The organism is Streptomyces sp. NPDC087901 (genome assembly GCF_044742205.1).
GTDB lineage: Bacteria > Actinomycetota > Actinomycetes > Streptomycetales > Streptomycetaceae > Streptomyces.
Map to the genome: position 1 here is coordinate 647,232 of NZ_JBIUUC010000003.1, position 25,636 is coordinate 672,867.

The 25,636-nt window shown below is 72.4% G+C and carries 29 protein-coding genes and 1 pseudogene; 8 read left to right on the forward strand and 22 right to left on the reverse strand.

From position 1 onward, the window contains the following. Positions 1–81: 81 nt before the first annotated feature. Entirely contained in the window at positions 82–1,263 is a 1,182-nt protein-coding gene (locus ACIOEW_RS12595; protein ID WP_401963560.1) for a thiolase C-terminal domain-containing protein, read from the forward strand. Between the two features lie 36 nt (positions 1,264–1,299). Here the strand turns inward: ACIOEW_RS12595 and ACIOEW_RS12600 are convergent, their stop codons facing one another. Further along, entirely contained in the window at positions 1,300–1,680 is a 381-nt protein-coding gene (locus ACIOEW_RS12600; protein ID WP_401963561.1) for a type II toxin-antitoxin system VapC family toxin, read from the reverse strand. Between the two features lie 16 nt (positions 1,681–1,696). Then, complete coding sequence (locus tag ACIOEW_RS12605; protein WP_362544187.1) at positions 1,697–1,975, reverse strand: type II toxin-antitoxin system prevent-host-death family antitoxin; 279 nt, start codon at positions 1,973–1,975, stop codon at positions 1,697–1,699. 52 nt (positions 1,976–2,027) lie between these two features. Here ACIOEW_RS12605 and ACIOEW_RS12610 point away from each other — a divergent pair. Further along, positions 2,028–2,129, forward strand: a pseudogene (locus ACIOEW_RS12610) (CGNR zinc finger domain-containing protein); the annotation flags it as partial. 55 nt (positions 2,130–2,184) lie between these two features. Further along, complete coding sequence (locus ACIOEW_RS12615) at positions 2,185–2,901, forward strand: pyridoxal 5'-phosphate synthase (protein ID WP_401963562.1); 717 nt, start codon at positions 2,185–2,187, stop codon at positions 2,899–2,901. 8 nt (positions 2,902–2,909) lie between these two features. Here ACIOEW_RS12615 and ACIOEW_RS12620 read toward each other — a convergent pair whose 3' ends face one another. Next, positions 2,910–3,089, reverse strand: a complete 180-nt coding sequence (locus ACIOEW_RS12620; protein ID WP_401963563.1) for a ferredoxin — start codon at positions 3,087–3,089, stop codon at positions 2,910–2,912. Positions 3,090–3,117: 28 nt separating this feature from the next. Further along, positions 3,118–4,317: a cytochrome P450 gene (locus tag ACIOEW_RS12625; RefSeq protein WP_401963564.1), complete on the reverse strand. Its 1,200-nt coding sequence runs from the start codon at positions 4,315–4,317 to the stop codon at positions 3,118–3,120. Between the two features lie 170 nt (positions 4,318–4,487). Between ACIOEW_RS12625 and htpX the strand changes: the two genes are divergently transcribed. Both htpX and ACIOEW_RS12635 read left to right on the forward strand, forming a co-directional pair. Then, positions 4,488–5,399, forward strand: coding sequence for a zinc metalloprotease HtpX (gene htpX, locus ACIOEW_RS12630; protein ID WP_362544176.1), 912 nt, complete (start codon positions 4,488–4,490; stop codon positions 5,397–5,399). Between the two features lie 9 nt (positions 5,400–5,408). Next, positions 5,409–5,993 carry a hypothetical protein gene (locus tag ACIOEW_RS12635; protein ID WP_401963566.1) on the forward strand — a complete coding sequence of 195 codons (585 nt, stop codon included), beginning with the start codon at positions 5,409–5,411 and terminating at the stop codon, positions 5,991–5,993. A gap of 27 nt (positions 5,994–6,020) precedes the next feature. Here the strand turns inward: ACIOEW_RS12635 and ACIOEW_RS12640 are convergent, their stop codons facing one another. From ACIOEW_RS12640 to ACIOEW_RS12650, 3 genes are all read right to left on the reverse strand, one after another. After that, the gene (locus tag ACIOEW_RS12640) at positions 6,021–7,064 is read right to left on the reverse strand and encodes a Gfo/Idh/MocA family oxidoreductase (protein ID WP_401963568.1); all 1,044 of its coding nucleotides are present in this window, start codon (positions 7,062–7,064) and stop codon (positions 6,021–6,023) included. Between the two features lies 1 nt (position 7,065). Continuing rightward, complete coding sequence (locus ACIOEW_RS12645) at positions 7,066–8,112, reverse strand: Gfo/Idh/MocA family protein (protein WP_401963570.1); 1,047 nt, start codon at positions 8,110–8,112, stop codon at positions 7,066–7,068. A gap of 102 nt (positions 8,113–8,214) precedes the next feature. Then, positions 8,215–9,459 carry an MFS transporter gene (locus ACIOEW_RS12650; protein WP_401963572.1) on the reverse strand — a complete coding sequence of 415 codons (1,245 nt, stop codon included), beginning with the start codon at positions 9,457–9,459 and terminating at the stop codon, positions 8,215–8,217. A gap of 127 nt (positions 9,460–9,586) precedes the next feature. On the opposite strand from ACIOEW_RS12650, the gene ACIOEW_RS12655 reads away from it, so the two are divergent. Further along, positions 9,587–10,522 carry a LysR family transcriptional regulator gene (locus ACIOEW_RS12655; RefSeq protein ID WP_362544161.1) on the forward strand — a complete coding sequence of 312 codons (936 nt, stop codon included), beginning with the start codon at positions 9,587–9,589 and terminating at the stop codon, positions 10,520–10,522. Positions 10,523–10,556: 34 nt separating this feature from the next. Here ACIOEW_RS12655 and ACIOEW_RS12660 read toward each other — a convergent pair whose 3' ends face one another. Together ACIOEW_RS12660 and ACIOEW_RS12665 are read right to left on the reverse strand one after the other, a co-directional pair. Continuing rightward, positions 10,557–10,805 (reverse strand): DUF397 domain-containing protein, encoded by a 249-nt coding sequence (locus ACIOEW_RS12660; RefSeq protein WP_401963574.1) that lies wholly within the window; start codon positions 10,803–10,805, stop codon positions 10,557–10,559. Continuing rightward, positions 10,802–11,623, reverse strand: coding sequence for a Scr1 family TA system antitoxin-like transcriptional regulator (locus ACIOEW_RS12665; RefSeq protein ID WP_401963576.1), 822 nt, complete (start codon positions 11,621–11,623; stop codon positions 10,802–10,804). Before ACIOEW_RS12665 ends, ACIOEW_RS12660 begins: the two co-directional genes overlap by 4 nt. Positions 11,624–11,701: 78 nt before the next feature. On the opposite strand from ACIOEW_RS12665, the gene ACIOEW_RS12670 reads away from it, so the two are divergent. Then, positions 11,702–12,106, forward strand: a complete 405-nt coding sequence (locus ACIOEW_RS12670; protein WP_401963578.1) for a hypothetical protein — start codon at positions 11,702–11,704, stop codon at positions 12,104–12,106. 21 nt (positions 12,107–12,127) lie between these two features. Here ACIOEW_RS12670 and ACIOEW_RS12675 read toward each other — a convergent pair whose 3' ends face one another. Further along, positions 12,128–12,736: a TetR/AcrR family transcriptional regulator gene (locus ACIOEW_RS12675; protein WP_401963580.1), complete on the reverse strand. Its 609-nt coding sequence runs from the start codon at positions 12,734–12,736 to the stop codon at positions 12,128–12,130. Between the two features lie 94 nt (positions 12,737–12,830). On the opposite strand from ACIOEW_RS12675, the gene ACIOEW_RS12680 reads away from it, so the two are divergent. Beyond that, positions 12,831–13,580, forward strand: a complete 750-nt coding sequence (locus tag ACIOEW_RS12680) for an SDR family oxidoreductase (RefSeq protein WP_401963582.1) — start codon at positions 12,831–12,833, stop codon at positions 13,578–13,580. A gap of 118 nt (positions 13,581–13,698) precedes the next feature. Here ACIOEW_RS12680 and ACIOEW_RS12685 read toward each other — a convergent pair whose 3' ends face one another. From ACIOEW_RS12685 to ACIOEW_RS12740, 12 genes are all read right to left on the reverse strand, one after another. Continuing rightward, positions 13,699–14,451, reverse strand: coding sequence for an NADase-type glycan-binding domain-containing protein (locus tag ACIOEW_RS12685; protein WP_401963584.1), 753 nt, complete (start codon positions 14,449–14,451; stop codon positions 13,699–13,701). 538 nt (positions 14,452–14,989) lie between these two features. Then, positions 14,990–15,556 (reverse strand): phage tail protein, encoded by a 567-nt coding sequence (locus ACIOEW_RS12690; protein ID WP_401963586.1) that lies wholly within the window; start codon positions 15,554–15,556, stop codon positions 14,990–14,992. Then, on the reverse strand, positions 15,553–17,514 hold the full coding sequence (locus ACIOEW_RS12695) for a putative baseplate assembly protein (RefSeq protein WP_362544137.1): 1,962 nt from the start codon (positions 17,512–17,514) through the stop codon (positions 15,553–15,555). Before ACIOEW_RS12695 ends, ACIOEW_RS12690 begins: the two co-directional genes overlap by 4 nt. Continuing rightward, positions 17,514–17,939: a GPW/gp25 family protein gene (locus ACIOEW_RS12700; RefSeq protein WP_362544134.1), complete on the reverse strand. Its 426-nt coding sequence runs from the start codon at positions 17,937–17,939 to the stop codon at positions 17,514–17,516. The genes ACIOEW_RS12695 and ACIOEW_RS12700 overlap by 1 nt, the downstream gene beginning before the upstream one ends. Next, complete coding sequence (locus tag ACIOEW_RS12705; protein ID WP_401963589.1) at positions 17,936–18,253, reverse strand: PAAR domain-containing protein; 318 nt, start codon at positions 18,251–18,253, stop codon at positions 17,936–17,938. Before ACIOEW_RS12705 ends, ACIOEW_RS12700 begins: the two co-directional genes overlap by 4 nt. Before the next feature lie 69 nt (positions 18,254–18,322). Then, the gene (locus tag ACIOEW_RS12710; protein WP_362544128.1) at positions 18,323–20,101 is read right to left on the reverse strand and encodes a VgrG-related protein; all 1,779 of its coding nucleotides are present in this window, start codon (positions 20,099–20,101) and stop codon (positions 18,323–18,325) included. Continuing rightward, on the reverse strand, positions 20,098–20,772 hold the full coding sequence (locus tag ACIOEW_RS12715) for a LysM peptidoglycan-binding domain-containing protein (RefSeq protein WP_401963877.1): 675 nt from the start codon (positions 20,770–20,772) through the stop codon (positions 20,098–20,100). Before ACIOEW_RS12715 ends, ACIOEW_RS12710 begins: the two co-directional genes overlap by 4 nt. Positions 20,773–20,881: 109 nt before the next feature. Then, positions 20,882–21,307 carry a phage tail protein gene (locus tag ACIOEW_RS12720; RefSeq protein WP_326737971.1) on the reverse strand — a complete coding sequence of 142 codons (426 nt, stop codon included), beginning with the start codon at positions 21,305–21,307 and terminating at the stop codon, positions 20,882–20,884. Positions 21,308–21,455: 148 nt separating this feature from the next. Further along, positions 21,456–24,470 carry a hypothetical protein gene (locus ACIOEW_RS12725; RefSeq protein WP_401963591.1) on the reverse strand — a complete coding sequence of 1,005 codons (3,015 nt, stop codon included), beginning with the start codon at positions 24,468–24,470 and terminating at the stop codon, positions 21,456–21,458. Positions 24,471–24,474: 4 nt separating this feature from the next. Further along, positions 24,475–24,633 carry a DUF6760 family protein gene (locus ACIOEW_RS12730; RefSeq protein WP_326737969.1) on the reverse strand — a complete coding sequence of 53 codons (159 nt, stop codon included), beginning with the start codon at positions 24,631–24,633 and terminating at the stop codon, positions 24,475–24,477. After that, positions 24,630–25,124 (reverse strand): hypothetical protein, encoded by a 495-nt coding sequence (locus ACIOEW_RS12735; protein WP_362544122.1) that lies wholly within the window; start codon positions 25,122–25,124, stop codon positions 24,630–24,632. The genes ACIOEW_RS12730 and ACIOEW_RS12735 overlap by 4 nt, the downstream gene beginning before the upstream one ends. After that, positions 25,121–25,561 carry a phage tail protein gene (locus ACIOEW_RS12740; RefSeq protein ID WP_124720830.1) on the reverse strand — a complete coding sequence of 147 codons (441 nt, stop codon included), beginning with the start codon at positions 25,559–25,561 and terminating at the stop codon, positions 25,121–25,123. The genes ACIOEW_RS12735 and ACIOEW_RS12740 overlap by 4 nt, the downstream gene beginning before the upstream one ends. Positions 25,562–25,636 lie beyond the last annotated feature (75 nt).

Here is a 25,636-nt window from a genome sequence, read left to right on the forward strand (position 1 = left end):
TCGCGCAGGGCGACACGCACCACAAGATCCCCCCGATTCACCGAGGTTCACCATCCCGGTATCTGATGTACCGTCAGATTCATGCTGCCTGCTACGTCCTCTTCCCGCCGCAAGGTCGCTGTCGTCGGCATATCCCTCGCCGACTGCGGACGCGTCGACACGGCCACCCCGTACGCCCTGCACGCCCAGGCCGCCCGCCGGGCACTCGCCGACTCCGGCCTGGACCGGTCGGTCGTCGACGGCTTCGCCTCCGCCGGCCTCGGCACGCTCGCCCCGGTCGAGGTCGCCGAGTACCTGGGCCTGAAACCCACCTGGGTGGACTCCACCTCGGTCGGCGGATCGACCTGGGAGGTCATGGCGGCCCATGCGGCGGACGCCATCGCGGCGGGCCGCGCCAACGCCGTACTGCTGGTGTACGGGTCGACGGCCCGGGCGGACATCAAGGCGGGCCGCCGCACGTCCAACCTCTCCTTCGGGGCCCGGGGACCGCTCCAGTTCGAGGTGCCGTACGGCCACTCGCTGATCGCCAAGTACGCGATGGCCGCCCGCCGCCACATGCACGAGTACGGCACCACGCTGGAGCAGCTCGCCGAGGTGGCGGTGCAGACCCGGGCGAACGCGGCCGCCAACCCGGACGCGATGTTCCGCACCCCGGTCACGGTCGACGAGGTGCTGTCGGGCCCGATGATCGCCGACCCCTTCACCAAGCTGCACTGCTGCATCCGCAGCGACGGCGGCTGCGCGGTGCTGCTGGCGGCCGAGGAGTACGTACCGGACACGGCGAAGGCGCCCGTCTGGATCCTCGGCACCGGCGAGCACGTCTCGCACTCCACCATGTCGGAGTGGGACGACTTCACGGTCTCCCCCGCCGCCGTGTCCGGCCGCCTCGCCTTCGAGCGGGCGGGGGTGCGTCCGGCGGACATCGATCTGGCGGAGATCTACGACGCGTTCACCTATATGACGCTGGTGACGCTGGAGGACCTGGGTTTCTGCGCGAAGGGCGAGGGCGGGCCGTTCGTGGAGAAGGGCCGCACGGGCCTCACCGGGGAGCTCCCGGTCAACACGGACGGCGGCGGCCTGTCCGCCTGCCACCCCGGGATGCGCGGACTGTTCCTGCTGGTGGAGGCGGTACGCCAGCTCCGCGGCGAGGCGGGGGCCCGGCAGGTGCGCAAGACGGGGGGCCGGCTGCCGGAACTGGCGGTGGCGTCGGGGACGGGCGGCTGGTTCTGCTCGTCGGGGACGGTGGTGCTGGGGCGGGGGTGAGGGGGGTGAGGGGGGTGAGGGGGCGGATCCGGGGGCTCACACCGCGACAACAGTGAGCACGCCTTCCAGCCCCTTGAAATCGTCCGCGTTACGGGTGAAGAGCGGCATGTCTCTCACCGAAGCGATGGAAGCGATCATCAGATCCATACGCCGGGGACGAGGATTGCGTCCGGCAGCGACGACAAGGGCCACCATGCTTCCGTACCGGGCGGCTGCGTCCCCGTCAAAGGGAAGCGGCTCGAAGTCGGCCACGGCAGCTCCCAGCTTCTCCATTCGGGCGGCCCGCCCGGCCGGGTCCCTGGCCATCACCACACCCTGCTGAAGTTCGGCCATGGTCACGGCGGTGAGTGCCGGAAAGGCGGGAAGATCCTCGGCTCTCAACAAGTCGAGGTCGATGTAGGTGCAGGTGTCGAGCACTCCCGCACGGTAGCGCTCAGCCACGCCCGCGCTCCCAGGGGTCGTCGTCGCCGGCCTGGTCATCGTCGCCGAAGAGCTCGTCTGCTTCGCGACGCATCAACGCGCCGTCCACTCGGGGAAGCCGCCTGTGCCGGGCCACCAGCTCCTCCGCGCTCAGGCTCCGCTTGCGCGTGAGCGGCCGTAGCTCTGCGACCTCTATCCCGTTACGCGTGATGTGGAAAATCTCGCCCTCCTCCACGGCATTCATGACGTCCGCAGACCGATTCCGGAATTCCCGTTGCGTAATGGTCTTCATACGACCAGCGTAGCGCCCCGTGTCTCAGCGTGCTACGGCAATCGTTCCCGACGGCCCGGAACGCCGCTACTGTTCCCGCCGCTGCGCGACCCGCGAGCGCGTCGCAGCCCATCGCCACGCCCGGTCCGCCGAGCAGCCGGGCGAGATCAGGTAGCGCGGGATCCGGCCCGGCATCGCCCGGACTCCGCCGCGCCAGGTGAAATGGGCACATGACCGACCCATCGGCCTCCGCCGCACACCGCGCCTTCCTGGACCTGCTCCACACCCAGCGCGTCTGGGACATCGAGCTCCCCGCCTTCGACCCGGCCGCAGCACCCCGCGCGCCCCTCCCCCTCTTCCACGCCTGGTTCGCCGAGGCGGTGGCGGCCGGGCAGGCCGAGCCGCACACGATGACGCTGGCCACGGTCGACGCGGAGGGCCTGCCCGACGTACGCACGCTGATGGTGCACGACGCCGACGAGCGCGGCTGGCACTTCGCCACGCACGCCACCAGCGCGAAGGGCCGCGAGCTCGCCGCCCGTCCGTATGCCGCGCTCGGCTTCTACTGGCCCGCGCAGGGCCGGCAGGTACGCGTCCGGGGCCCCGTCACCGTCTGCTCCCCCGCCGAGAGCGGCGCCGATCTGCACGCCCGCTCGACCGGGGCCCTGGCCTCGGCGCTGGTGGGGCGGCAGAGCGAGGTGCTGGGGTCGGCGGAGGAGCTCGACCGGGCCTCGGACGCCGCGTGGCGGCGGGCGCAGGAGGAGCCGGAGGCGGAGGTGGCGAGCTGGACGCGGTACGTGGTCGAGCCGCGCGAGGTCGAGTTCTTCCAGGGCGACGCCCGGCGGCGGCACGTACGGCTGCGCTACCGCCGGGAGGCCGGGACCGGGGCCGCGATCGGGGCCGGGGCCCGGACTGAGGCCTGGGAGCGGGAGTTGCTCTGGCCCTGAGCCCTGCCTCAGGTCACCGTGATCGCCTGTACGGGACAGGCGCGGGCCGCTTCGCCGGCCATGGGCCCGGGCTCGGCCTCCGGCAGGAGTTCGCTGAGCCCGTCGTCGTCCTGGGTGAACACCTTCGGCGCGGCGAGCGCGCACTGCCCGGCCCCGATGCACACGTCCCTGTCGATATCGATCATCATGTCCGCCCTCCTGCTGCTCGGTTCACGGTCACCACGTCACGGGCAGTTCGAGGAGCCCCTGCACCGTGTCCCCCGGCTTGAACGGGATCTCGTCGGCGGGGACCGCCAGCCGCAGGCCGGGCAGCCGGTCGAAGAGCGCGGGGAGCGCGATCTCCAGTTCGGCCCGCGCGAGGTTCTGGCCCAGGCACTGGTGGATGCCGAACCCGAACGCGACGTGGTTGCGCGCCCCGCGCCCGAGGTCCAGCTCGTCCGGCGACGCGAACGCGGCCTCGTCCCGGTTGATCACCGCGGTGGAGAGCAGGACACCGTCGCCCGCCCGGAAGGTCACCCCGCCCACCTCGATGTCCTCGACCGCCACCCGTGAGAGCCCATCGGCGATGGACAGGAAGCGGAGCAGTTCCTCCACCGCGGAGGTCATCCCGTCGGGGCCGCCCGCACGCATCAGGGCCAGCTGGTCCGGGTGCTGGAGGAGGGTGAGTGTGCCGAGCGAGATCATGTTCGCGGTCGTCTCATGGCCGGCCACGAGCAGGATCTGGGCCAGCCGCACCAGCTCTTCCAGGTCCACCGCCCCCGTCTCCAGCTGTTTGGCGATGAGCTCGTCGAGCAGCCCCTCGCCCGGGTCGCGCCGCTTCCGCTCGATCAGCACGCGGAAGTACTCACTGAGCGCGTCCCGCGCCTCATCGACGTCGGACCCCGCGGGGCCCCGCAGCAGCTTGCGGGACTGCGCCTCGAAGAACTCGTGGTCCGCGTAGGGCACACCGAGCAGCGCGCAGATGACCATGGAGGGCACGGGGAGTGCGAAGGCGTCGACCAGCTCCGCCGGAGGTCCCTGCTCGGCCATCGCGTCGAGCAGCCGGTCGACGATCTCCTGGATGCTCGGCCGCAGCGCCGCCGTCCTCCTGACCGTGAAGCTCGGGATCAGCATCCGGCGCTGCACGTTGTGCTCCGGGTCGTCGAGGCCGAGCAGTTCGACGCGCCGCTGGGTGGTGGCGGCCAGCCTCCGGGCGAAGAGCGGGAACGCGGGATTCTCCCGGTCGGACGAGAGCCTCGGGTCCACGAGGAGCGCCCGGGCCTCGGCGTGCCCGGTCACCAGCCACACGGTGCGGCCGTCGAAGAGCCGGACGCGGGACACCGACTGCTGACCGCGGCTCGCACTCGGATAGCCGGTCGGCGGGTGGTAGGGGCAGGTGCGGTTCTGGGGGAAGGCGACGGTCTCGGTCTCTGTCACGGCGGACCTCACAAGGAGAGGGGGGTGGCGTACCGATCACCCACCACTAGATGCCTGAGGCACCTAAATGGCTAGGTGATGTTCGGCCAGATCCACCGCTCCCGACACCCTTATCCGCTTTCAACGCCCTGGGGGCACTATGGGAGGCAGGCGAGGACTGGAGGTCACCGATGACCAAAACCCGTAGCCGGTACGCCCCCGACCGCGGTCTGACCACACGCATGGTCACCACCATGTTCCTGATCGGGCTGCTGTACGTGGTCCTGGTCGGCGTCCTGCTGGCCGTGCTCCGCGGCGCCTGGCCGATCATCCTGATCATCACCGGGGGCATGTTCGTCGCCCAGTTCTGGTTCAGCGACCGCATCGCGGCGTTCAGCATGGGCGCCCGCGAGGTCACTCCCGAACAGGCGCCGGAGCTGCACGGAGCGATCGACCGGATCTGCGCGCTGGCCGACATGCCGAAGCCCCGGGTCGCCATCTCCGAGAGCGACGTGCCGAACGCCTTCGCCACCGGCCGCAGCGAGAAGACCGCACTCGTCTGCGCCACGACGGGGCTCCTGCGAAGACTGGAGCCGGAGGAGCTGGAGGGCGTGCTCGCCCACGAGATGTCGCACGTCGCGCACCGCGATGTCGCCGTCATGACGATCGCCTCGTTCCTCGGCGTACTCGCCGGCATCATCACCCGCGTCGCGCTCTGGGGCGGCTTCTCCCGGAACAGCCGCAGCAACGACCCCATGGGCATCGCGATCATGCTGATCCCGCTGATCAGCGCGGTCGTCTACGCCCTGAGCTTCCTGCTCACCCGGCTGCTCTCGCGCTACCGCGAGCTCTCCGCCGACCGCACGGCCGCGCTGCTCACCGGCAAGCCCTCGGCCCTGGCCTCCGCCCTCACCAAGGTCAGCGGGCAGATGGCCCGCATCCCGACGGAGGACCTGCGGAAGGCGGAGCCTTACAACGCCTTCTACTTCGTCCCCGCCTTCTCCTCCAAGGAGAGCCTCAGCCGGCTGCTCTCCTCGCACCCGACGCTGGAACAGCGCCTGGACCAGCTGGCCCGCATCTCCGCCGACCTGTCCCGCCCGTAAGGAGTCCCCGTGGGTCTGCTCGACACCATCCTGGGCCGCAGCAAGCCGGCCCGCCCCGACCTCGACCAGCTCTTCGCCGTCCCGTCCGCCGCCCTCACCCTCCAGGCAGCCACGGGGTTCGTGCCGACGGGCCTGGGATCGGTGTGCTTCGCGGGCGTGGAGGGCGCCACGTTCGCCCGTATCCAGGAGGACGTACGGGAGCTGCTCGACGCGGACACGGGGCGCGGCGGCATCCCGGTGGAGTTCAGCCGGGACGCGTACGGCTACACCTGGCTGCTCGCCCGGCAGCCGGCCGAGGACGTCGCGGCCCTCGTCAACGACCTGCACGCGGTCAACACCCTGCTCCAGGAGGGCGGCTTCGGCCCGCAGCTGCTCTGCTCGCTGATCGCCTTCCGCGATGCGGACGGCCGGTCCCTGGCGCTGGTCTACCTCTACAAGCGCGGCACGTTCTACCCGTTCGCCCCGGTGCCGGGCGGCGGCGAGAAGCGCGACAACCAGCTGGAGTTGCAGGTCCGGGCCGCCCTCGGGGACGACCTGCGGGTGGAGAAGGACCTGGGGCGGTGGTTTCCGGTGTGGGGGGCGCCGGGGCTGTGAGGCCCGACGCCGCCCACCGCTGGATCGTCAGGCCACGGGGGCGACCGGGGCACCGTCCTCGCGTGCGGAGGACAGTGCGGCCTCGACCACCGCGGCCGCCGCGTGGATGTCGTCCGCCGTCACCAGCGGGGTGCGCCCGTAACGGATGTCGTCGCGGAACTCCTCGAACAGCCGCCGCAGCGCCGTCGTCCCGGCGGGCCCGCCGACCCGCCGGGGCACACTGCCCCCGTCCGCCCCGCGCACCGCGAACGACGGGGCGTCCTCGTCGGCGAGGACGTGACCGTGCGAACCGAGCACGCGCAGGCTGGACGAGACGGGAGCGGGGCCGACACCGGCGGGCGTACGGGCCACGGTGACGGTGGCCACCACCCCGTTGCGCAGCCGCAGCGAGAGGACCGCCGCGTCCTCGACGCCGTAGGCGGCGTGCGGGCCGTCGAAGAGCGGCGCGTGGGGTGCGGCGCTGCTGAAGGCGACGACCTCCTCGACGTCGAGGCCGGTGAGGTGGCGGATCGCCAGGGCCGGGTACCAGCCGAAGTTCATCAGCTCGCCACCGCCGGACAGGGCGGGGTCGCAGACGAGTTCGGGGCGCTCGACGGTGGCTCCTTCGAGTCCGCCGGCCGCCAGCCACTCCACGTCCACGGCCAGAGGCAGACCGATCGCGCCCGAGTCCACGAGGCGCCGGGCCCGGACGATCTGCGGGGAGTAGAGGCGGTGCACGGCGGTGAGCAGCCCGCGCGAGCGCCCGGCGGCGTCCCGGAGCCGCTGTGCGTCACGCGAGCCGGTGGCCGCGGGCTTGTCGACGATGACGTGACAGCCGGCTTCGAGCGCTCGCACCGCGAGGTCGACGTGGCGCGTGGGCTCGCTGCACACGAGGGCGATGCCGCAGGCGGCGAGAGCCTCGTCCAGGTCGAGCAGCGGGATGCCCGTCGCGCGCGCGAGGGCGGCGCTGTCCTCGGCGAAGGGGCTGTCGGCGGTGTCGGCGCAGCCGATGACCTCGAACCCGGGCATGGACTTCAGCATCGGTACGTAGTCGCGGGCGTGCCGGACCCCGGATGCGATGAGGACTCTCATCTCAGCAGACCTCCTTGACGTCGACGGGCCGGCCTTCGTCGGCACTGAGCTGCGCCGCCAGGGCGGCGGCGAGGGCGGCACGCACCTGGTGGGGCGCGGTCAACGGGGCCGCGGCACCGTCGAGTACGTCGCGCAGGTGCCGGGTCTGCCCGGTCATCGCGCCCTCGATCGAAGCGGGGGCGACGGGGGAAGCGGCGTGCACGCGCGGCTCGTCCTCACTGCTGTGGTGCAGGGTGCCGGCCGTGCCGGAGAGCATGAGCCGGCGGACGAAGGTGCCGCGCTGGACGAGCGCGTAGCAGAGCTCGATGGTGGCGAGAGCGCCGCCTGCGAAGCGTACGAGGATCTGGAAGCTGTCGGGGGTCGGCATCCCGGCGGCCCAGGTGTTGCAGGGGCGGGCGAACACACGGACCGGTTCGTCGTCCATGAGCCAGGTCAGCAGGTCGAGGGCGTGCACGCCGTTGTGGGCGACGTGCCCTCCGGAACGGGCCGCGTCCAGCTGCCAGCCGCGCCAGCCCCCGGACCAGACGTGCCCGGTGTACCAGGTGAGGTGGGCCAGGCGGGGCGTGCCGATCGCACCTTCGGCGACCGCGCGGGCGATCTCCAGGTGGACGGGCTGGAAGCGGGCGGTCTGGGCGACGAGCAGAGGCCGGTCCGCGGCCTTCGCGGCGGCGAGGATCCGGTCGGCGTCCGCCACGTCGAGCGCGGCGGGCTTCTCCAGCAGGACCGCCCGGCCGGCCTGGAGCGCGGCCACGGAGAGGTCGGCGTGCGACTCGGGCGAGGTGCACACGGCGGTGACGTCGACGTCGTCGGACCAGGCGGTGGCCGGGTCGGTGGACCAGGTCGCGCCCTCGGCGAGAGCGGCCAGCGCAGCGGCCCGTTCGGGGTGCCGGTCGACCACGTGGGCCAGCCGCAGCCCTGGGACGCCCGCGAACGCGGCGACGTGATCCCTGGCGATGGCGCCCGCACCGATGACGGCCACGCGGTGGTCGCCGCCCTGCCGTCCGGGTCCGCGCGGCCTCTGTTCTCCGGTCACTGGCTCGGGGGTCATCCGGCTCCTCACTGCACTTACTGACCTGCCTAGGACATCAGACATCTTATGTCTGATGTCCAAAACTGAACACCCTGAGGCTTCGGCGGTGAGCTGCGTGTGTCATGCGGGGTTCCGCTCCGGTTCCGGCTCGCGCTGCGGGGTCCGGTCGTACCGGGGAAGCAGGAGCGGGGTGGTCAGCATGAGCAGCCCCGCGACCATGAGGGCGGTGCGCGGGCCGGTGGCGTCGGCGAGCAGCCCGGCGAGCGCGGTGAGGACGGCGATGGACGCCTGCTGGCCGATCGACCAGGCCGACAAGGTGCGGGCGACGAGATGCCTGGGTGTGTGTTCGAGCCGGTAGGTGGCAAGTACCGGGCTGTACAGGCTCATGTTGATGATGATCGCCAGCTCGACCGCCATCACAGTGACGAGGCCGACAACGCCGGGGCGGACGAAGGCCAGGCCGATCAGCCAGACGGCGCGCAGGGTGCCGACGGTCCGGAAGACCCGGGGCCGGCCGTAGCGGGCCACGACACGGCGGGCCAGCCGCGAGCCGATGAGCCCGCCGACACAGGGAGCGGCGAAGGCGAGGCCGTACTGCCAGGGCGGGAACCCGAGTTGGCGGAGGAGGAGCAGGGCCAGCAGGGGTTCGGTGGCCATGATCAGACCGGCGACGAGCATCTGGTTGAAGTAGAGCGCACGCAGGACGGGGTGCCCCAGGATGTGTCGCCAGCCGTCAAACAGTGCGCCCGCCCGAGCCGGGCCTCCGCCGGGTTTCTGCGGCGCTTCCTCCCGGCCGCGGATCGCAGTGATGCACAGCGCGGACAGCAGGTAGCTGAGCGCGTCCGCCACCACGGTGACGACCGGCCCGAACACGCCGATCGCCGCCCCGCCCAGCGGTGGCCCGACCGCGATGGAGCTCCAGTTCGTGGACTCGAACCGCGCGTTGGCCACGAGCAGGTCGTCCGGCCGGACGAGGGCCTTGAGATAGGCGCCACTGGCCGCGTTGAAAGCGATCTTGGCTGCGGCGACCACGGCCGAGATCACCAGCATCTGGACGAAACCGAGCAGCCCGAAGGCATAGGCGACCGGAATCGTCGCCATGGCCGCGAAGCGGGTCAGGTCCATCATGATCATGACCGAGCGCTTGCGCCGGAACTCCACCCACGGCGCGAGGGGCAGCGCGATCAGCGCGCCCACCGCGGGCCCCACCGCCGACAGCGCGGACACCTCGGCGGGACTGGCGTCCAGGGCCAGCACAGCGATCAGTGGCAATGCACCGAACCCCAGCCCGGACCCGTAGGCGCTCGCGGCATACGCCGTCCACAGCCAGCCGAACCGCCGGCCCAAAGGTCTCCTGCCCACCATGCGCAGCACTCCCACCCGAACAAGCCGACGTTGACCTGTGAGAGCTAAGCGAGCAGCACAGCTGCAGGTCAAACAACTGCACGGCCCGCCATCCACAACCATCCGTTGTTCACTAAGGTGGATCGGCGTGGACCTCGAAGCAGTACGTACCTTCGTCACCGTCGCGGAAGCGGGCCAGTTCCAGAAGGCCGCCGCGGACCTGTCGATCACCCAGCAGGCCGTCTCCAAACGCATCGCCGCGCTGGAGCGCAGCCTCGGCGTGCGGTTGTTCACCCGCGCCCCCCGCGGCGCCGAGCTCACCATCGACGGACAGGCGTTCCTGCCCCACGCCCGCGACCTGCTGCGCGTCGCCGAGCGCTCGGTCGCGTCCGTGCGCCCCGGCCGTCGTCCGCTGCGCGTCGACGTGATCGCTTCACGCAGCGCGCAGTCGGGCCTGATGCGGGGCTTCCACCGCGCGTACCCCGAGATCGAACTCGACGTGGTGATGCTGTTCGAGATCGAGACGGCCGTCACCGCGATCCGGTCCGGTGCGATCGACGCGTCCTTCCGCGCCGTCGGCGCGCCCGGCCGGCCCCTTCCCGAGGACATCGAGTCCGCACGAGTGCTCGACGAGCCGCTCCAGCTCCTCACCGGCCCCGCGCACGCGCTGGCGGGTGCCCGGTCGGTGACCGTCGCCCAGCTCGCCGGGCACCGGATCTGGATGCCCGGCATCGTGCCCGGTACCGAGTGGGGCGCCTACTACGCCGACCTCGTCGACGAGTTCGGCCTCACCATCGAGGCGACCGGGCCCAACTTCGGCTCCGACGCGCTCCTCGACACCATCGCCGACACCCCGGCCCTGGCCACCTTCATGGGCGAGCACACCCGCCTCATCTGGCCCACCGGCCACGGCCTGCGCCGCATCCCGGTAACCGACCCGGCGCCCGTCTACCCGCACTCACTGCTCTGGCACCGCGACAACCCGCACCCGGCGCTGGCCACCCTCCGCGCCCACCTCGCCGCCGTGACGGCCGGCCACGACGCCGCCGGGACCTGGACACCGGACTGGGTGAATCCGAGCTGAACGCCCGGACGCCCCCGTGCCCACGGGGCCTTGATCAGCTGATCGCGGCGTGGCCCAGGAACGCGGTCCAGGCGGCGGGGGCGACGGCGAAGGTGGGGCCGTCGGTGACCTTGGAGTCGCGGACGTGGACGGTGTGGGGGCAGGTGGCCACCTCTACGCAGGCCGCGCCCTCGTTGTTGCTGTAGCTGGACTTGTGCCAGTCGTAGGCGACTTCGATGCAGGCTTCGCCCTCGTTGTTGCTGTAACTGGACTTGAACCAGGTCAGTCCGGCTCCGTGGCTCACAGTTGCCCCACCTTCGTCTCGATGATCTCCGCCGACTTCCAGGGATTGAGCGCCTGCGCCCGCAGGATGCCGAAGAGATCGAACAGATCGCTCACCTGCTCAGGCTTCGGAATGAACCTACCGCCGCCCTGCCCCTCCGCGAACAGAACATTGCGGCCTTCTGCTGTGGACATCAGCTGCATGGGCCCGTTCAACCCCGCGTGCGTGTGCTGAGCCGATGGCATCACCTGCACCGTCAGGTGGTTGAACCGCTCAATGCAGTCGAGCACGTGCCGCAGTTGCTCCTTCAGCACCTCGGGTCCGCCGAGCGTGCGATCCAGGACGGACTCCTCGATGACGTACCCGATGCGAGGCGGCGGCGTACGCGAGAGCACCGCCTGCCGTTCCAGCCTTGCTTCGACGAGGCGGACGATCTCGGGTTCGGTGTACGCCGGCACACGCGCCCTGTGCAACGCGTACGCGTACCCCTCCGCCTGGAGCAGGCCCGGGATCAGCATCGTCTCGTACGCGCTGATGACCCGCGCGGTCCGCTCCAGCCTGGCCCAGTCCAGGAACTTCGGCGGGTACTTCTCCTCGTCCACCAGCTCGCAGCACGCCTTCAGCGCCCCGCCCGCCCCGAACACCCGGTCCGCGTCGATCAGCAGGTCATGCGAGGGGATGCGCTCCGCCCGCTCGACCGCGCCCATCAGTGACTCCGAGATCAGCAGCTGCTCCGCCGCCTCCTTCTGGGTGAGCCCCGCCCGCACCCGGTGGATGCGGATCAACTCCCCCACCAGCCGCCGCCCGTGCGTGGTCTCGCCACTCGTCCCCACAGTCATCACCACCCTCCCCACATCGCCCCGATGTGGATCGTGTCCTCCTGGTCACGCTACGCAGTCGGCGGAATGCTCATGGCCATGACGCAGAAGAAACTCCCCGAATGGGTACCCGCCTCGGGGCTCCAACTCCACCCGACCGGGATCCACTTCGACGCCATCCGCCTGCGCGGCGTACGGGGTGAGGCGGTGCTGCACCATCTGGCGACCCTCACGGACGGCGATCCGGGGCCGGTGGTGCGGGAGATCGCGGGGGCACGGTGGACGTACTTCCTGCTCGAACCCGGCGCGAGCCAGGACTTCGACTGGCCACCCGGCGCGAAGTGCTTCGGCCCGGCGGTCCGCGACCAGTACGTCGGAATTCCGGCCGCCCACGGCAACACGTACCCGCTGAGCTGGCGGTGCGGGCCGCCGGACGCCGGGGACTTCGTGGACGCGGAACTGCTGCACGGCGTGGTGACGGCCCAACTCGCGCCCGGGGAATAGCCGGGAGGGAAGCCGCGACTCTCAGGAGAGCGGCCAGTTGCGCAGGGCGGCGTCGGCCATCCCCTGGAGTTCGTCGCGGTCGACACCACTCGCGGCCTGCACGGCGATGCCGAAGGCCAGGGTGGTGACGTAGCGGGCCAGGAGACCCGGATCGGTCTCCGGCGGCAGTTCACCCTCGTCGATGGCCCGCTGGAACCGCGCCTTGACGGAGGAGCAGCCGTTGTTGCGCCAGGCGGCGAGGAGGTCACGGACCCCGCGTCCGGAGTCGCTGGCGGCCAGGGCGCCCTGGACGCCCAGGCACCCGTGGGGCTGGGCGGGGCGGGTGGTGGTCCGGACGGTGCCGGCCAGGATCGCGGTGGCCGCGCCGAGGGCGGTCGGCTCTTCCAGGGCCCGGGTCAGGTAGGCACCCGGCCCTTCGGTGTAGCGCTCCAGGGCCTTGCGGAACAGCTCCTCCTTGTTGCCGAAGGCCGCGTACATGCTGGTGGTGGAGATGCCCATCGCCTCGGTCAGGCCGGACAGGCTGGCCCCCTCGTACCCGTGCTCCCAGAAGACCAGCATGGCGCGCTCAAGGGCTTCCTCGACGTCGAATCCTCGCGGCCGGCCGATCGGGGCGTTCTTTTTGGTCTCCACCCCCGCAGCCTACCTCTTCCGCATCGACCGATGCAGAAGTGCTACGGTTCGATTTCTGCATCGATCGATGCGGAAATCGAGGGAGGTTGTTCACATGGGACTGCTCGAGGGAAAGACCGCTCTCGTCACCGGCGGCGGCACCGGAATAGGCCTGGCCAGCGCCGTACGCCTGGCGGCCGAGGGCGCGCACGTGTTCATCACCGGCCGGCGGAAGACCGAACTCGACGCGGCCGTCGAAACGATCGGTTCAGCCGCCACCGCGGTGATCGGTGACATCTCGAACCCAGCCGACCTGGACCGCCTCTACGAGACGATCCGCAGCCGGGGGCACGGCCTGGACGTGCTGTTCGCGAACGCCTCCATCGCCGCGTTCGCCACGCTGGAGCAGGTCACCGAGGAGCACTTCGACGCCCTCTTCGGCATCAACGTCCGGGGCATGATGTTCACCGTTCAGAAGGCGCTGCCCCTGCTCAACGACGGCGCCTCGGTCATCCTGAACGGCTCCACCAACGTGGACGTGGGCGCAGAGGCCTTCGGCGTGTACGCGGCGTCCAAAGCCGCCACCCGGTCGTTCGCCCGCACCTGGGCCAACGAACTCAAGGGACGCGGCATCCGGGTCAACACCGTCACGCCGGGCCCGACCGACACCCCGGGTCTGTCGGGGCTCGCTCCCGACCCGGAGCAGGCCGCCGGCCTCAGGCAGCAACTGGCTGCGCACGTGCCGCTGGGCCGGCTCGGACGACCGGAGGAGATCGCCGCCGCCGTGGCCTTCCTCGCCTCCGAGCAGAGCAGCTTCATCACCGGTTCGAGCCTGTACGTCGACGGCGGCCTGAACCAGATCTGACCCTGCCTGTGGGTTCCCTGCCTGTGGGTTCCCTGCCTATGAGCTCCATGCCTATCGGTTCCATGCCGCGCATTCGGTGAAGGCGGCGGCGCCGGGCAGTCTCCCGGTGCCGTCGCCCTCAGGTGCGCTTGAAGTACTCGATCTCCCCGAGGGCGATCGACCGCCCGGCGCCCTGACCTGCCGCTTCCCGTACGACGAACCGGATGGAGACGACATCGCTGATGCCCGTCCGTATCGTCTGCTCGCCGGGCTTGTCAGTGAGCGTCCAGGCCTTCTCGTGGACCTTTCTGTCCTTCGTCGTGATGAAGAGCTCCGCCCGGGTGGGCCTGGCACCTTGCTGGAACACCTCGGGCTTCGTCGACACACCGGCGTGGACCGTGACGCCGACCAGCCGGAACGGCTTCTCGAACTCGGCGGTCAATGAGGCGTCGAGCTTCGGGGCGCCCCAGTAGCTGTTCGTCACCCCGTCCACGGCCGACTTCGCCGGGTGGCCGGGAGCGGCGGCGCTCGCGGAGACCTCGGCGGGGCTGATCTCCCCGGTTCCGCCGAGCTTGTCCCGTACGTCCTCGACGACGTAGCGCCCCGCCGGCACGAGCAGGAAGCCCGCGACCAGGAGCCCGACGATCAGCAGGGCCAGCACGCTCCCCCGCAGCAGACGCCCCGACCCTGCCCGCACCTTGCGGTCGAACGGCCACCTGGTACGCCACCAGGGCAGCGGTTCAGCCCGCTCGCCCGGATTCAGCGGCGCCGCGCAGCGGCGGCAGAACTTGCGTCCCGGCCGGTTGGAGGCCCCGCACGACGGACACGGGAACCCGTCCGGCTCGTCGTCCGCCGACACCGGCCTGACGACGGGGCGCTGGGCGATCGGCACGCCGGGCCGCACCGCCACCACGGGCTCGTCCCGCGTGGGCGCTTCCGGCCGCACCGGACCCGGCGGCGCCGGCCGCACGGGGGCGGGCGAAGCCGGCCTTACGGGGGCGGGCGGGGTCGGGGCCGGTGCCGGGGCCGGCGGGGGTACGGGGGTGGGTTCGGGCTCGGCCGCCACCTCGGGCTTCGGGGGGCGCGGCGGCTCCTCCGCAGCCGGGGCGGGCGCGGGTGCGGGTGCGGCGACCGGAGCGGGGGTCTCGGCCCGATCCGGCGCGGGTGCGGGGCGCGGGGCCGGGACCGGGCCCGGAGCCGGGGTCGGTGTCGGTGTCGAGGCCGCAGGCGCAGGCGGGGACGCAGGCGCAGGCGGGGACGCAGGCGCGGGCGGGTCGGTCGTCTCGGGAGTCGACGGCTCGTCAGCTTCCGGTGCCGGGGCCGCAGTTCGGGCACGCCGCGACGACCACCCCAAGTACGTACCGCAGCTTCCGCAGAAGTCCTCGTCCTCCTCGTTGGCGGCTCCGCACGCCGGGCACGAGCGCGTCACGTCAGTCTCCTGTTGTCTCGTCCGGTGCGCCGGGCAGGATCTCCACCCGGCAGGTGAGGTGAGCGGGGCACGAGGCCTGAACGACGCCCAGGATGCGGGCAGCGTCCACCGGCCTCCCGGCCGGCGCACGGACCCGTACCAGCAGTTCCCCGGTCGGGGCGGGAGGGAGCTGTCCCCCCGGCTCCGACGACCAGGTGGCGCCGCCGCCGTCGTGGATGACGGCCTCCACACCGAAGCAGAGCCGCAGCTGTTCGGTGAGGCCGCGGCGGGTTCCGCGCCACCGGTGCAGCTCGACGGCGCGGGCGACGACGGCCCGGCGCAGCTCCACCGGCCATTCGGCGTCGATGTCCGCCCCCACCCAGGACGACAGCCAGGACAGGAAGTCTTCCGGGGTGAGCGCGGGGTCGAAGTAGGCCGGAAGGTTGTCGAGGGTGGACAGGACGGGTGCCAGAACGGTGTCCAGGCCCGCCGTGAACCGCTGGGCGAGGTCGTCGTCCGCGTACAGGGCGGGCAGCAGCCCGCCGATCGGGTAGCGGCTGGGGAGCCCGGGGACCGCGGCCCTGGTCATGGGCGCTCACCGGCCCCGGCCGCGGTGACGACGACCTGGTGCTGGTGGGAGAAGACGAGGGCGTTCGCGGCGACGTCGATTCGTTCGGCCGCCGCTCCCCGTCGTCCCGTGAGCGGGTCCGCGGGGAACAGCCGTACCTCGTCCACCAGGCGGACTCCGCGCACGCTCTGCAGTACGGCGAAGATCTCGCCGTACTGGACGGGCCTGCCGAAGGGCCAGCCGGTCCGGTCCGCGCCACCCCGCAGCGGGTCGATGTGGCGGAACAGCGCGTCGAGCGCCTCGGCGCGGACGCGGTCCACTTCGCCGTCGGCCGCCACCAGTTCGGCGACGACGGTGACGCCCTGGTAGGCGGGCGGTTCCACGATCAGCCGGGTGCCGACCAGCCGCCGTTCGTCGAGCCGTCCGGAGACCGCCGACAGCACCGAGTCCGGGGGGATCAGCTGCTCGAACCGCAGCCGGCCGCCTTCGTCGGGTACCGCGTCGGGGACCACCAGGACGCGCACCGCACCGCCCTCGCCCGCGACGGCGGGCAGGCAGCGGACCCTGCGCAGCGAGGGTGCGGCCTCGCGGGCGATGACCTCGTGGTCCTCGGCCGTGACCGCCCGTTCCTGGACCCGGAGGATGTGGGGCGCGCGCACCTTGGCGTTCTCGACGCTCTCGCCGTCGACCCCGCCGCGGGCCGCCTCCCGGTTGTCGACGCCGGCGACGTACGGCACCGAGCTGCGCAGGACGCGGATGGCGCCGCGGGCCACGTTCCCCGCTGCGCCGCCGCCCGTCCGGTAGCGGGGGATGCGGAGCTGGGCGCCCTTGGGGGGCACCGCCCCGTAGACCCGCATCGTGCCGTCCGCTTCGCGGACCTCCGGCGGGAAGGCGAACTCGCCGTTGACCGCGTCGATCCGTACGTGCCGGTCGTCCGGGGACGAGGCGCCGAAGTGCTCCACCGGTGTCCAGACCTGCCAGCCCTCGGCGGAGGACACCTGGACGACGGGCGGCTCCCCGTCCAGCAGGAGCGGCACCCTGCGTACGGAGAACCGCTGGCCGGCGACCCCTTCGGAGACGCCGAGGGGCACGTCCAGGACGGTCTCCGCGTGTTCGACGCCCGTGGTGCCGCCGACGGTGAACACCTCGGCCTCCCGGATCGTCGGCGACTCCGAGTAGAAGGGCTGGCCCGGTTCGGGTGCGGTGACCCGGCAGCGCAGCCACCCGGCCCGGATTCCGGCCGTCACCGAGGCCGTGTGCCCGGCGGGGACGAACACGGTCACTTCACCGGGCTTGTTCAGCCCTCCGGTGCTGTCGGTCCCCGTCAGGCAGGGCACCCAGCGGGCGCCGTCCCACGCCTCCCACACCAGCGGCGGCTGCCGGGGGTCGACGCCGACGCCCTCCACCCGGCTGTCGAGGCGTACGGCGACGATGCACCGGGGTACGGCGGTGGGCAGCCCGAACAGCAGGGCGTCGCCCGGCTCCGGCCGGGGCTGGAAGCAGGGGATGTCCTTGCCCGCGCCGAGCGGCGCGGTGCGGTCGGTCTGGTCTCCGGACGCGGGGGCGGTGACCAGTCTGATCAGCGAACTCGGCACGATCGCCAGCTCGTCGGCGGTCGAGAAGACCACCGCCTCCTCCGTCTCGCCGCGGGCGGTGGCGACCTCCGTGCCGGCCGGGAGCCGCACGGTGTCCGGCTGGGGGGCGGACAGCCAGAAGTCGACGTCGGCTCGGGCGACCGTCGGCGGGAACAGCTGCACGCCCAGCAGGTCGAGGAAGGCGGAGTAGTTGCGGTCGGGCACCCTGTTCAGCCGGTACAGCAGCTGGTCGACCATGTACGCGAACGTCTCGATGAGCGTGACCCCGGGGTCCGAGACGTTGTGGTCGGTCCATTCGGGAGAGCGCTGCTGGACGTACCGCTTGGCCTCGTCGACGAGTTGCTGGAAGCGTCGGTCGTCCAGGTTGGGGGAGGGAAGAGACATCAGGCGGCCCCAGCTTCTTCTGGACTCCCCGAGGACGGGATGGTGTAGAAGGGGAAGACGAGGTTGCGCAGGTCGTTGGTGGACCGCACGGTGTAGTGCACGTCGATGTAGAGAGTTCCTTCGTCGACGGTGTCGAAGGCGACCACCACGTCCGTCACCTCGATGCGTGGTTCCCAGCGCTCCAGCGATGTACGCACCTCGTGCGCTATGCGCCCGGCAGTGGCGCCGTCGCCGGGCGCGAAGACGTAGTCGTGGATGCCGCAGCCGAACTCGGGCCGCATCGGCCGCTCCCCCGGTGCGGTGCCGAGCACCAGACCGATGGCCTCCTCGATCTCCTGGTCCCGCTCGACCATGCCGATGCCGCCCGTGGCGCCGACCCGCAGCGGGAAGCCCCAGCCGCGGCCGATGAATCCGCCCCCGCTCACAGCGGGCCTCCGATCAGGACGTTCGGCGCACCCATGATGATCTTGGCGCCGCAGCTGGTGGTGTCCCCCATGCGAGCGGCCGGCAGTCCGCCGATCATGACCATGCCGCCGACAGCGGCGGCCGGGTTCGGCATGACGACGTTGCCCGGTCCGAGCAGGGCGTGCGGGGGGATGGCGCACACGTGCAGGCTGCCGGTGACCGCGGCCGGCCGGCCGCCGATCAGCACGGTGGCGACGGCCACCGCACCCGGTGGCGGGGTGCCGATGACGCCTCCGTGGACGGTGGGGTCGCCCGTGCGGGCTGCGGGGGGCATGGCTGCTGTTCTCCTTGCTGGGCGAGGGACGCGGGTCGGCTGGACGGTTCGGGGGGACGGTTCGGGGGGTCAGTTGATCCGGATGAGCCTGGCCTTGAGGACGGCGAGCAGACCGCCGTCCACGGTGACCCCGGTCTTGCCGTTGATGGTCACCGAGGCCCCCTTCACGTTCACGGCCCCCGTACCGGCGTCGAGCGTGATCCCCGACCGGCCGAGGGAGAGGGAGCTCAGCACCCGGGAGGTGCCGCGGGCGAACACCTTCAGCGCGATCTCTCCCTTCCGCTCGTCCAGGGTGACCTCCAACTGCTTGTCGCCGGTGGCCAGCCGGACTCCGGACGGGCCGCGCGGGGCGTCGAGCAGTTCGATCCGGTTGCCCGAACGGGATACCAGGGAGCGGCGGTTGACCTTGCCGCTGGTCGGGTCGACGAGCGGCACGTCGTGGGGCGACGGCTTGTCGACGCCGTTGTAGAGGCCGCCCAGCACATAGGGGCTGTCCAGCAGGCCCTGTTCGAAGCCGACCAGCACCTCGTCGTTGACCTCGGGGCTGAACACCCCGCCGCCGCCCTGGCCGCCCCACTGCACCGTACGGACCCAGTCGGACACATAGGTGTCGTCGAGCCAGGGGAACTTCAGCCGGACCGAGCCGCGTTCGCCCTGTCCCTTGCCCTTTCCCTCACGGATGTCGGTGACCACCCCGATCGCGAGGCCCGGTATGCGGGGGCCGCGCGGGGGCGCTTCGCCACCGCCGGTGAGCCCGGTCAGGGAGCGGTCGGGTGCGGCGCTGACCAGTACGGTCGTGCGGTAGCCGCCGTGCGGGTCGAGGACGTGGTGGGCCGCCGTCGCCGTGTAGCGGCCGGCGAACGCGGGTCCGACGTTGCCGAGGGTGACGGGTTCACCGGCCCGCAGCCGGGGGTTGCCTTCGGCGACCGCCTCGATCTCCCCGAAACCGGAGCTGACCCGTGCGGCCACCGCTCCGGCGACCGCGCCCGCCTCGGCCTGGGTCCGGTACGGGGTGTCGGCGACCGTCACCCGGGCCTTCGGACCGAACGCCCCGGCCGCGACGGACGGGCTCATCCCGGGAACCACCGTGGTGCTGCGGACGGACGGCTCGCGTGCCACGAGCCGCGTCTTGGTCTCCACGTCCCAGCCGCGCACCTCGACGCTGTCCGCCCCGTCCGCGCCGGTCAGCACCGCTCGCAGGGCCAGCAGATTGCGCCCGTACTCCAGCACCATCGGATGCCGGGTGGCGGAGGTGGAGGGGGAGGGCGCCGAGGCCGCGGGCTTCGGCTTCACGAACTGCAACAGGCCCTTCTCGTCCACCCGTACGTGCGCGCCGCTCTCGCCCGCGAGGTACTGGAGGAAGTCCCAGTCCGAGACGTTGGGCTGCGTGAGCTGCTTGTACATGACGGGTGCCGCCTCGACCTTCCCGCAGGTGAGTCCGGCACCGGCGGCGACCTTGCGGACGATGTCGGCGGCCTTCATGTTGCGGAAGGCCACCACCTTCCGCCCGCGCTGGAGCCGGTGGGCCTTGGAGAAGGCGCGGACGACGGTGAAGGAGCCGGTGGTGTCGCTGTCGAGTTCGAGCGCGGTGACCTCACCGGTGAACAGCCGCTCGCGCGCCTGCTCCTGGACCGTGACCACCGAGATCTTCAGCGGTGTGCCGATCGTGATCCCGGTGGCGGTGAGCAGCGTGTGGTAGGGGTCCCGGTACGTCAGTACGGCGGTGTCCGGAAGTCCGACGTTCTCGTCGACCGCGCAGCTCACCAGCTGGGAGGCCCAGGCCTGGGGGAGCTCGGCGGGCGCCTCGACGATCGGGTCGGCGGCGAAGGAACGGGCAGGTGCGGTCACCGGGTGCCCTCCGGGGCGTGGTCTTCCATTCCGGGCACGAGGAGTTCGGTGCCCGGAGCCAGTTGCATGGGGTCGTCGATGTCGTTGGCCTCGGCGATGGTGCGCCACGCGGTGGCGTCACCGTATTCGCGCCAGGCGAGCAGCGGCAGGCTGTCACCGGCGACGACCCGGTGGGTACGGCGTGCCTCCCGTGATCCGGACGTCGGGTTCTGACCGGCCGGGTCGACGCTCGCCTCCTCGATCGACAGGGAGCAGGTGGCGCGCAGCGGCTTCCCGTCGACGTCGAACAGCGTGTACGAGACGGACAGGCTCGACAGGACCCCGTCGAACGACGTCGTCTTCGACGTTCCCCAGTCGAAGCGCACCCAAGGGCTCGACGGCTTCTTGCGGCCGAGGCTGCTCGGGGTGGGCACACAGGCCGTCATCAGCTGCTCCACCGCCTTCTCCACCGAGTTGTCGTGGGTGGCGGTGGCGTCCAGGAACACGTCCAGGGACAGCGACCGGGGCCCGCTGCCCACGAATTCCGGCAGCGCGGACTCGCCGGCCGTCCGGGAAGGGGTACGCCGCCACTCGGTGCTCTTGGTCAGGGAGAGCGTCGCCGGATTGAACTGCAGCGTGAGCCGTGCGAGGGTGCCGGCCGGTTTGGCGCCCACGTCCGCCGGCGGTTCCATGATGGTCAGCTGGGCACGGGCACGGCTTGTGCGGGCAGTCGCTGCCACGGAGTCCCTCCTTCCTGCTCGTCTGCGTCATCGGCTCGGGCACAGCGGAACGAACGGCGCATCAGGACGGCACCAGGCCCTCGTGCGCGATCTCCAGGGTCTCGATCGCGGCCTCGGAACTGGACGGGTCGAAGGAGGGCCCCTGCCAGCGCACCGGCACGATGCCCTGGACCTGCCAGCTGATGATGCGGCTGAGGTCCGGACGGAGCGCGACGATCTCGCCGTCCTTGCGCTCCACCCGCTGGGTCGTCTCGTTCAGCCATCGCGCGATCTTCAGTGTGTCGGCGGTGACGGGGCGGGTCAGCGTGATGTTGGTCCAGGTGATCCGCCCCGGCAGCTGCCAGGTGAAGCCGTTGTTGCCACCCTCGGCGTACTGCTCCAGCTCCACCTCGGCGCCCAGGCCCGAACAGGTGTGGAAGGCCCCGAGGTCGCTTCCCCCGATGGCGAGCTTGAAGAACACGCTCGTCGCGAAGATGTTGTCCGTCATGTGCTTCTCTTCTTCTCTGCTGTCCGTTGAGGGGAGCGACTTCGCTGCTGTCCGTGGGGTGGAGCGGCTTCTCTGCTGTCCGTGAGGTGCGGGATTTCACTGCTGTCCGTGAGGTGGCGGGGCGGGCGGGGTTCCGCCGGTGCCGGCCTCAGCGGCGGCCGTCGTGCAGCCGTCCGGAGCGTTCCCGTCCTCTGCGCAGGTCCGCCCGGATCAGCCTGCTGACCGGGTCGAGCAGCCGGCGGGCGAGTTCCTCGATGTCCACGCCGCCGGTGGCCTCGTTCGATCGCGGCGTTCCGGCGGTGTCCGGCGCGCCTGCGGCGGGGGTACGGGCGGGCTTGGGCTGGACCACCCGTACGGGTACTCCGGCGAGACCCGCCTCGTCCACCGCGCGCTGGAGCGCCTGAGCCCGGGAGTCCGGGGCGCGGCTGCCGGGGGCAGGGCTCCGGGGCACGGGGCTTCCCGGGGCTCCGCCGGGCCTGGGCGGGGCGGGGCGTGAGGCGCGTACGGCGAGCTGCTGCGGTGCGCCGGCCGGGTCGTCGCTCGGCGGCGCAGGTCCGGTGGCGGGTACGCCGGATTCGGGTGCCACCGGCATCTGGAGGCGCTGCACCGGCACGGCGGCGCCCCCGGGCCGGGCGGATCCGGGCGGATGCGGGCGAACCACAGGGACGGGCGGTGCCACGGACGGTGCGGGCGGAGCGGACCGCGGTGCGGGGGACGGCGGTTCGGGTCGGCGGGTGGTCGTGGGGTGCCCGGATGGTTCCCGTCCGGGCGAACGGTCGCCGGACGAGGGCGGCACGGAAGGGGCGGCGCCACGCGTCGAGCGCTGGACCATGCGTACGAGGGAGCGCACGGAGGGCCTGACGGACCTGGCCGTGGCGGGGCTGTCGGTGCTCCCGGCCTTCCCGCCTCCGCCCGGTGCGTCTCCTCGCGGCACGGTACGGCGTGATCCTGAGGAGGGCGGGGCGACCTGCGCCCGGGCACCCGGACTCGGGGCGCCGGCCGACGGGCTGCCGGCGTACGGGCTTCCTGCCGACGGGTGTCCTGTCGACGGGTGTCCTGTCGACGAGCCTCCTGTCACAGACCGCTGGACCGTGGCGCCGGGGGTCCGCCGCTCCGGTCCTGCGGGCGTGACGGCGGCCGGGGCCCGGAGGGTCTGAGTGGGTGCGCCGGTGCGGGCGCCCTGTTGGACGGCGGCGCGGGGGCCCGGGGCGGTCCGGGTGTCCTGCCGCTCCTCCGTCCGCGCGCCGCCACCGGCCGGGGGCGGACCATCGGAGTCCGGCCGCCGGACGTCGCGCCGCCAGGTCGCCGCCACGACCGGCCGCGTGGTGGCGGCCGAAGCCGGCGCCGAGAAGCCCTCCGCCGCGCCGGTACTCACGGTCAGCGTCCGTGCGGTGAGCAGGGCGCGCGACCGCTGGACGGCCACCGGCGCGGAACCTCCGCCCGCAGCAGACCCCGGCGCCTGTCCCTGAGGCCCTCGCGGGGCGATCCGCCGGATGCGTACCGGAGAGGGCGGCGTGGCCGGGGCCGGAGCCTGACCCGCAGCCGGGGCCGTGGGAGATGACGGTCTGATGGTGGTCGCGGACGTGTGGGCGGTTTCCGCGGCGCGTTGGACGGCCGCCGGCTGCCCGGAGGCCGATCCGGACCCGGCGCCGGGGTGGGCCGGAGCGCGCAGGGGCATTCCGGTGGGCGCCTGCGCGGAGGGCGCGGACGTCGGCGGCTCCCCCGCCTGCGGGCCGCCCGGCAGCGGGCCCGAGGTTCCGGGCCGCGCGCGACGGGGGTCCCCGAGCAGCGGGGCGTCGTGCGCGGTGCCGGCGGTCGGCGGAAGGGAGGGGAGCGGTGCGCCGAGCCCTCCCCTGGTGCGGGCCTGCGACCCCGGGCCGCGGGGCGCGGGGGCGGAGCCGTCGTCCGGTGCGGACGCACCCGTGCGGCGGGTGGAGGTCGCGGGTGCGGGCTGCACGACCGGCGAAGGACCAGGTGTGCCGGCCCGCGTGGCGGCGGGCCCGGATGCCGGGGCGCTACCAGGGGCCGAAGGACGCCGCTCCGTCTGCGGCCGGCTCTGCTGACGCCCCGCCGTGCCCTGTTCCTGCTGCCGCTGCACCTGCGGCCTCCCCGGTCCCGGGAAGGAGGTCGCCGGAGCGGGGGAAGCGGCCGCCTCCGGCGTCTGCCGCTGGACCACGGGCAGGGCCGGATCCTGCGGCGCGGCTGAACCGGGGGATGCGCCACCGCTCCCGCCGAGCGAGCCGAAGGGGGCAGCGCCTGGCGGCAGTTGACGCAGCGGCTTGCCCAGGGCGGGACGTACGGGAGGTGCGGCGGGCCGGGCCGGGGAACCCTCCGGCCGGGCCCCGGGCAGGCTCGCCCCGGGCTGCGCACGCCCGGTGTCCGCACGGCCAGGCCCGGCCGTCGGCTCGGCCCGGGTGGCCGGTGCGGAGGTTCCGGCCGGCACGACGGCGGCGAGGTTCCGCAGGGCCGTCACCGGCCGGCGGGCGACGATCAGGGACGGCGCGGTGCGCCGGGGGCGGACCGGGGCGGGCCGGGTCTGCGGCGGCGCGGCGGCGGGTGTGGTGTCCGCGGACGCGCGGGCCACGGGGGCGGCCGCTACCTTGGCGGCCGCCTCGTCGAAGCCGGGCTGCCGGCCCGACGGTTCACTTCCGGCAGCCCTCCGGGCCTGGGTACCGCCCGACCGCTGGACGACGGCGGGGGTTCGTGGCCCGACGGGCGTACGCCCCGGGGCGGTGGACGGCGGGGCCTGGACCGGCTCCTCCTGTCCGCCGGATGCGGCGCGCAGGAGAAGGGGCGGCGCTCCGGAGTCCGCGGGGCGGGCGACACCCGGCCGCGCCACACCGTGGATGAGGCCCACCGGTGCGGAGGGCAGGACGGCGTGGCCGAGCTCGCCTCCGTACGCGACGTTCTGCCACGAGGCGAGGCGGGACCTGAAGCGGAGTCCGTCGCTCACCCCGATCGAGGACCGGGCGACGGTCACGACGGGCGGGGCGACCCGCCGCCAGCCGCCGTCCCAGTCCGCGTCCCGGCGCGCGGGCCGGACGGCCTCCGGCGCGGCCGCGGGCTCCGTACCGTCGCCGGTGCCGTCCTCCGCGGGCCGCGGGCCGGGCGTGCCGGCGGCCTGCCGCCGGCTCCCTCTGCCGAGCCAGTCCCTGAACTCCACGCCCTCACCCGCTCTCGTTGACGCGGGTGTTGATCCGCGCTATCTCCTTCACCCACTCCTGCCGCTCACCATGGGTGAGGTCGAGAATGTCCTCACGCTGCCAGTGGAAGTGGTAGGCGATGTACGCGAGCTCCTCCCGCAGCCGGGCAGGCGCGTACGTCACGATTCCCCCAGGCGTTCACCCGAGAGGTCCACCTCGAACGACCCGTGGCACAGCGGGCACGTCACCGCGGCGTGGGTGTGACCCTCGCTGTTGATGCGGCGGTAGAAGTCCTGGAGGAACGCCACGTCCGTGGCGTACATCCGCTCGACCACCCCGGCGTGCACATCCGTGATGGAGCCGAGCCGGGTGATCACCTGGCTGAGCAGCACCACGCTCAGGTACGCCGGGTTCTCCTTGACCCGCAGATCGATCTGCGGACGCAGCTCGTCCCGTGCCGTGGCGAGCCGCATCGACCCGCTCCGGTGTACCTGGCCCTCGTCGTCGACGTAGCCGCGCGGGAGCTCGAACTCGAACTCCGTGCGCAGGTCCTGACGGTCCCGCTCCCGGGCCGGAGGAGGCGTCGGGGCCTCCTCCCGCGGGGCGGGCGCGGCGGCGGCGAGGGTGTCGAGGACCTCGTCGAGGCCGCCGCCGGAAACGGTCCTGCGCCTCATTCGACCACGATCTCCTCAAAGGTGATGGTGACCGTCTCCGTCGCCGCGCTGGACTCGCCGGCCTTCAGCGAGGGGCCCTCCCACTTGCTGGCCCATCCCTGCATCAGCTGGATGCGGCGGACGGTCTCACCCTTCGAGTCCTTGATCTCGATGGTGAGGTTCTGGCGTGCGGTGTCGACGGCGCCGTTGTTCAGCGTCTCCTTGATCCACTTGGTGAACTCGCTGCTCTTGTCGAGCCCGCGGGTGATCGTCACCTCGCCGGCCTGTCGCGCACCGGGCTGCTTGCGGATGATCTGCTTGCCCTCGGCGGTCACCTGGCGGACCTCGACGACTTCTTCCTCGACGGTCAGACCGCTGATCTCCTGGATCGACTCCACGAGATAGCCGCCGAGCTGCACGCCGAAGACGTGGGTGGAAAGAGCATCGCCCTCTGCCATGACTGTGTGTCACCTGTTCTGTTCGTAGCCTGCTGGGGTCAGTCCTCGACGAGGACGTTCACTCGACGAGGACGT

Coding starts and splice junctions, on each gene's coding strand:
- ACIOEW_RS12735 (WP_362544122.1), bottom strand. CDS start 25,124: ATGAGGCGCAGGACCGTTTCCGGCGGCGGCCTCGACGAGGTCCTCGAC.
- ACIOEW_RS12680 (WP_401963582.1), top strand. CDS start 12,831: ATGGGACTGCTCGAGGGAAAGACCGCTCTCGTCACCGGCGGCGGCACC.
- ACIOEW_RS12645 (WP_401963570.1), bottom strand. CDS start 8,112: ATGACCCCCGAGCCAGTGACCGGAGAACAGAGGCCGCGCGGACCCGGA.
- ACIOEW_RS12690 (WP_401963586.1), bottom strand. CDS start 15,556: ATGACCAGGGCCGCGGTCCCCGGGCTCCCCAGCCGCTACCCGATCGGC.
- ACIOEW_RS12670 (WP_401963578.1), top strand. CDS start 11,702: ATGACGCAGAAGAAACTCCCCGAATGGGTACCCGCCTCGGGGCTCCAA.
- ACIOEW_RS12665 (WP_401963576.1), bottom strand. CDS start 11,623: ATGACTGTGGGGACGAGTGGCGAGACCACGCACGGGCGGCGGCTGGTG.
- ACIOEW_RS12705 (WP_401963589.1), bottom strand. CDS start 18,253: ATGCCCCCCGCAGCCCGCACGGGCGACCCCACCGTCCACGGAGGCGTC.
- ACIOEW_RS12650 (WP_401963572.1), bottom strand. CDS start 9,459: ATGGTGGGCAGGAGACCTTTGGGCCGGCGGTTCGGCTGGCTGTGGACG.
- ACIOEW_RS12720 (WP_326737971.1), bottom strand. CDS start 21,307: ATGACGGACAACATCTTCGCGACGAGCGTGTTCTTCAAGCTCGCCATC.
- htpX (WP_362544176.1), top strand. CDS start 4,488: ATGACCAAAACCCGTAGCCGGTACGCCCCCGACCGCGGTCTGACCACA.
- ACIOEW_RS12605 (WP_362544187.1), bottom strand. CDS start 1,975: ATGAAGACCATTACGCAACGGGAATTCCGGAATCGGTCTGCGGACGTC.
- ACIOEW_RS12695 (WP_362544137.1), bottom strand. CDS start 17,514: ATGTCTCTTCCCTCCCCCAACCTGGACGACCGACGCTTCCAGCAACTC.
- ACIOEW_RS12715 (WP_401963877.1), bottom strand. CDS start 20,772: ATGGAACCGCCGGCGGACGTGGGCGCCAAACCGGCCGGCACCCTCGCA.
- ACIOEW_RS12740 (WP_124720830.1), bottom strand. CDS start 25,561: ATGGCAGAGGGCGATGCTCTTTCCACCCACGTCTTCGGCGTGCAGCTC.
- ACIOEW_RS12615 (WP_401963562.1), top strand. CDS start 2,185: ATGACCGACCCATCGGCCTCCGCCGCACACCGCGCCTTCCTGGACCTG.
- ACIOEW_RS12640 (WP_401963568.1), bottom strand. CDS start 7,064: ATGAGAGTCCTCATCGCATCCGGGGTCCGGCACGCCCGCGACTACGTA.
- ACIOEW_RS12595 (WP_401963560.1), top strand. CDS start 82: ATGCTGCCTGCTACGTCCTCTTCCCGCCGCAAGGTCGCTGTCGTCGGC.
- ACIOEW_RS12620 (WP_401963563.1), bottom strand. CDS start 3,089: ATGATGATCGATATCGACAGGGACGTGTGCATCGGGGCCGGGCAGTGC.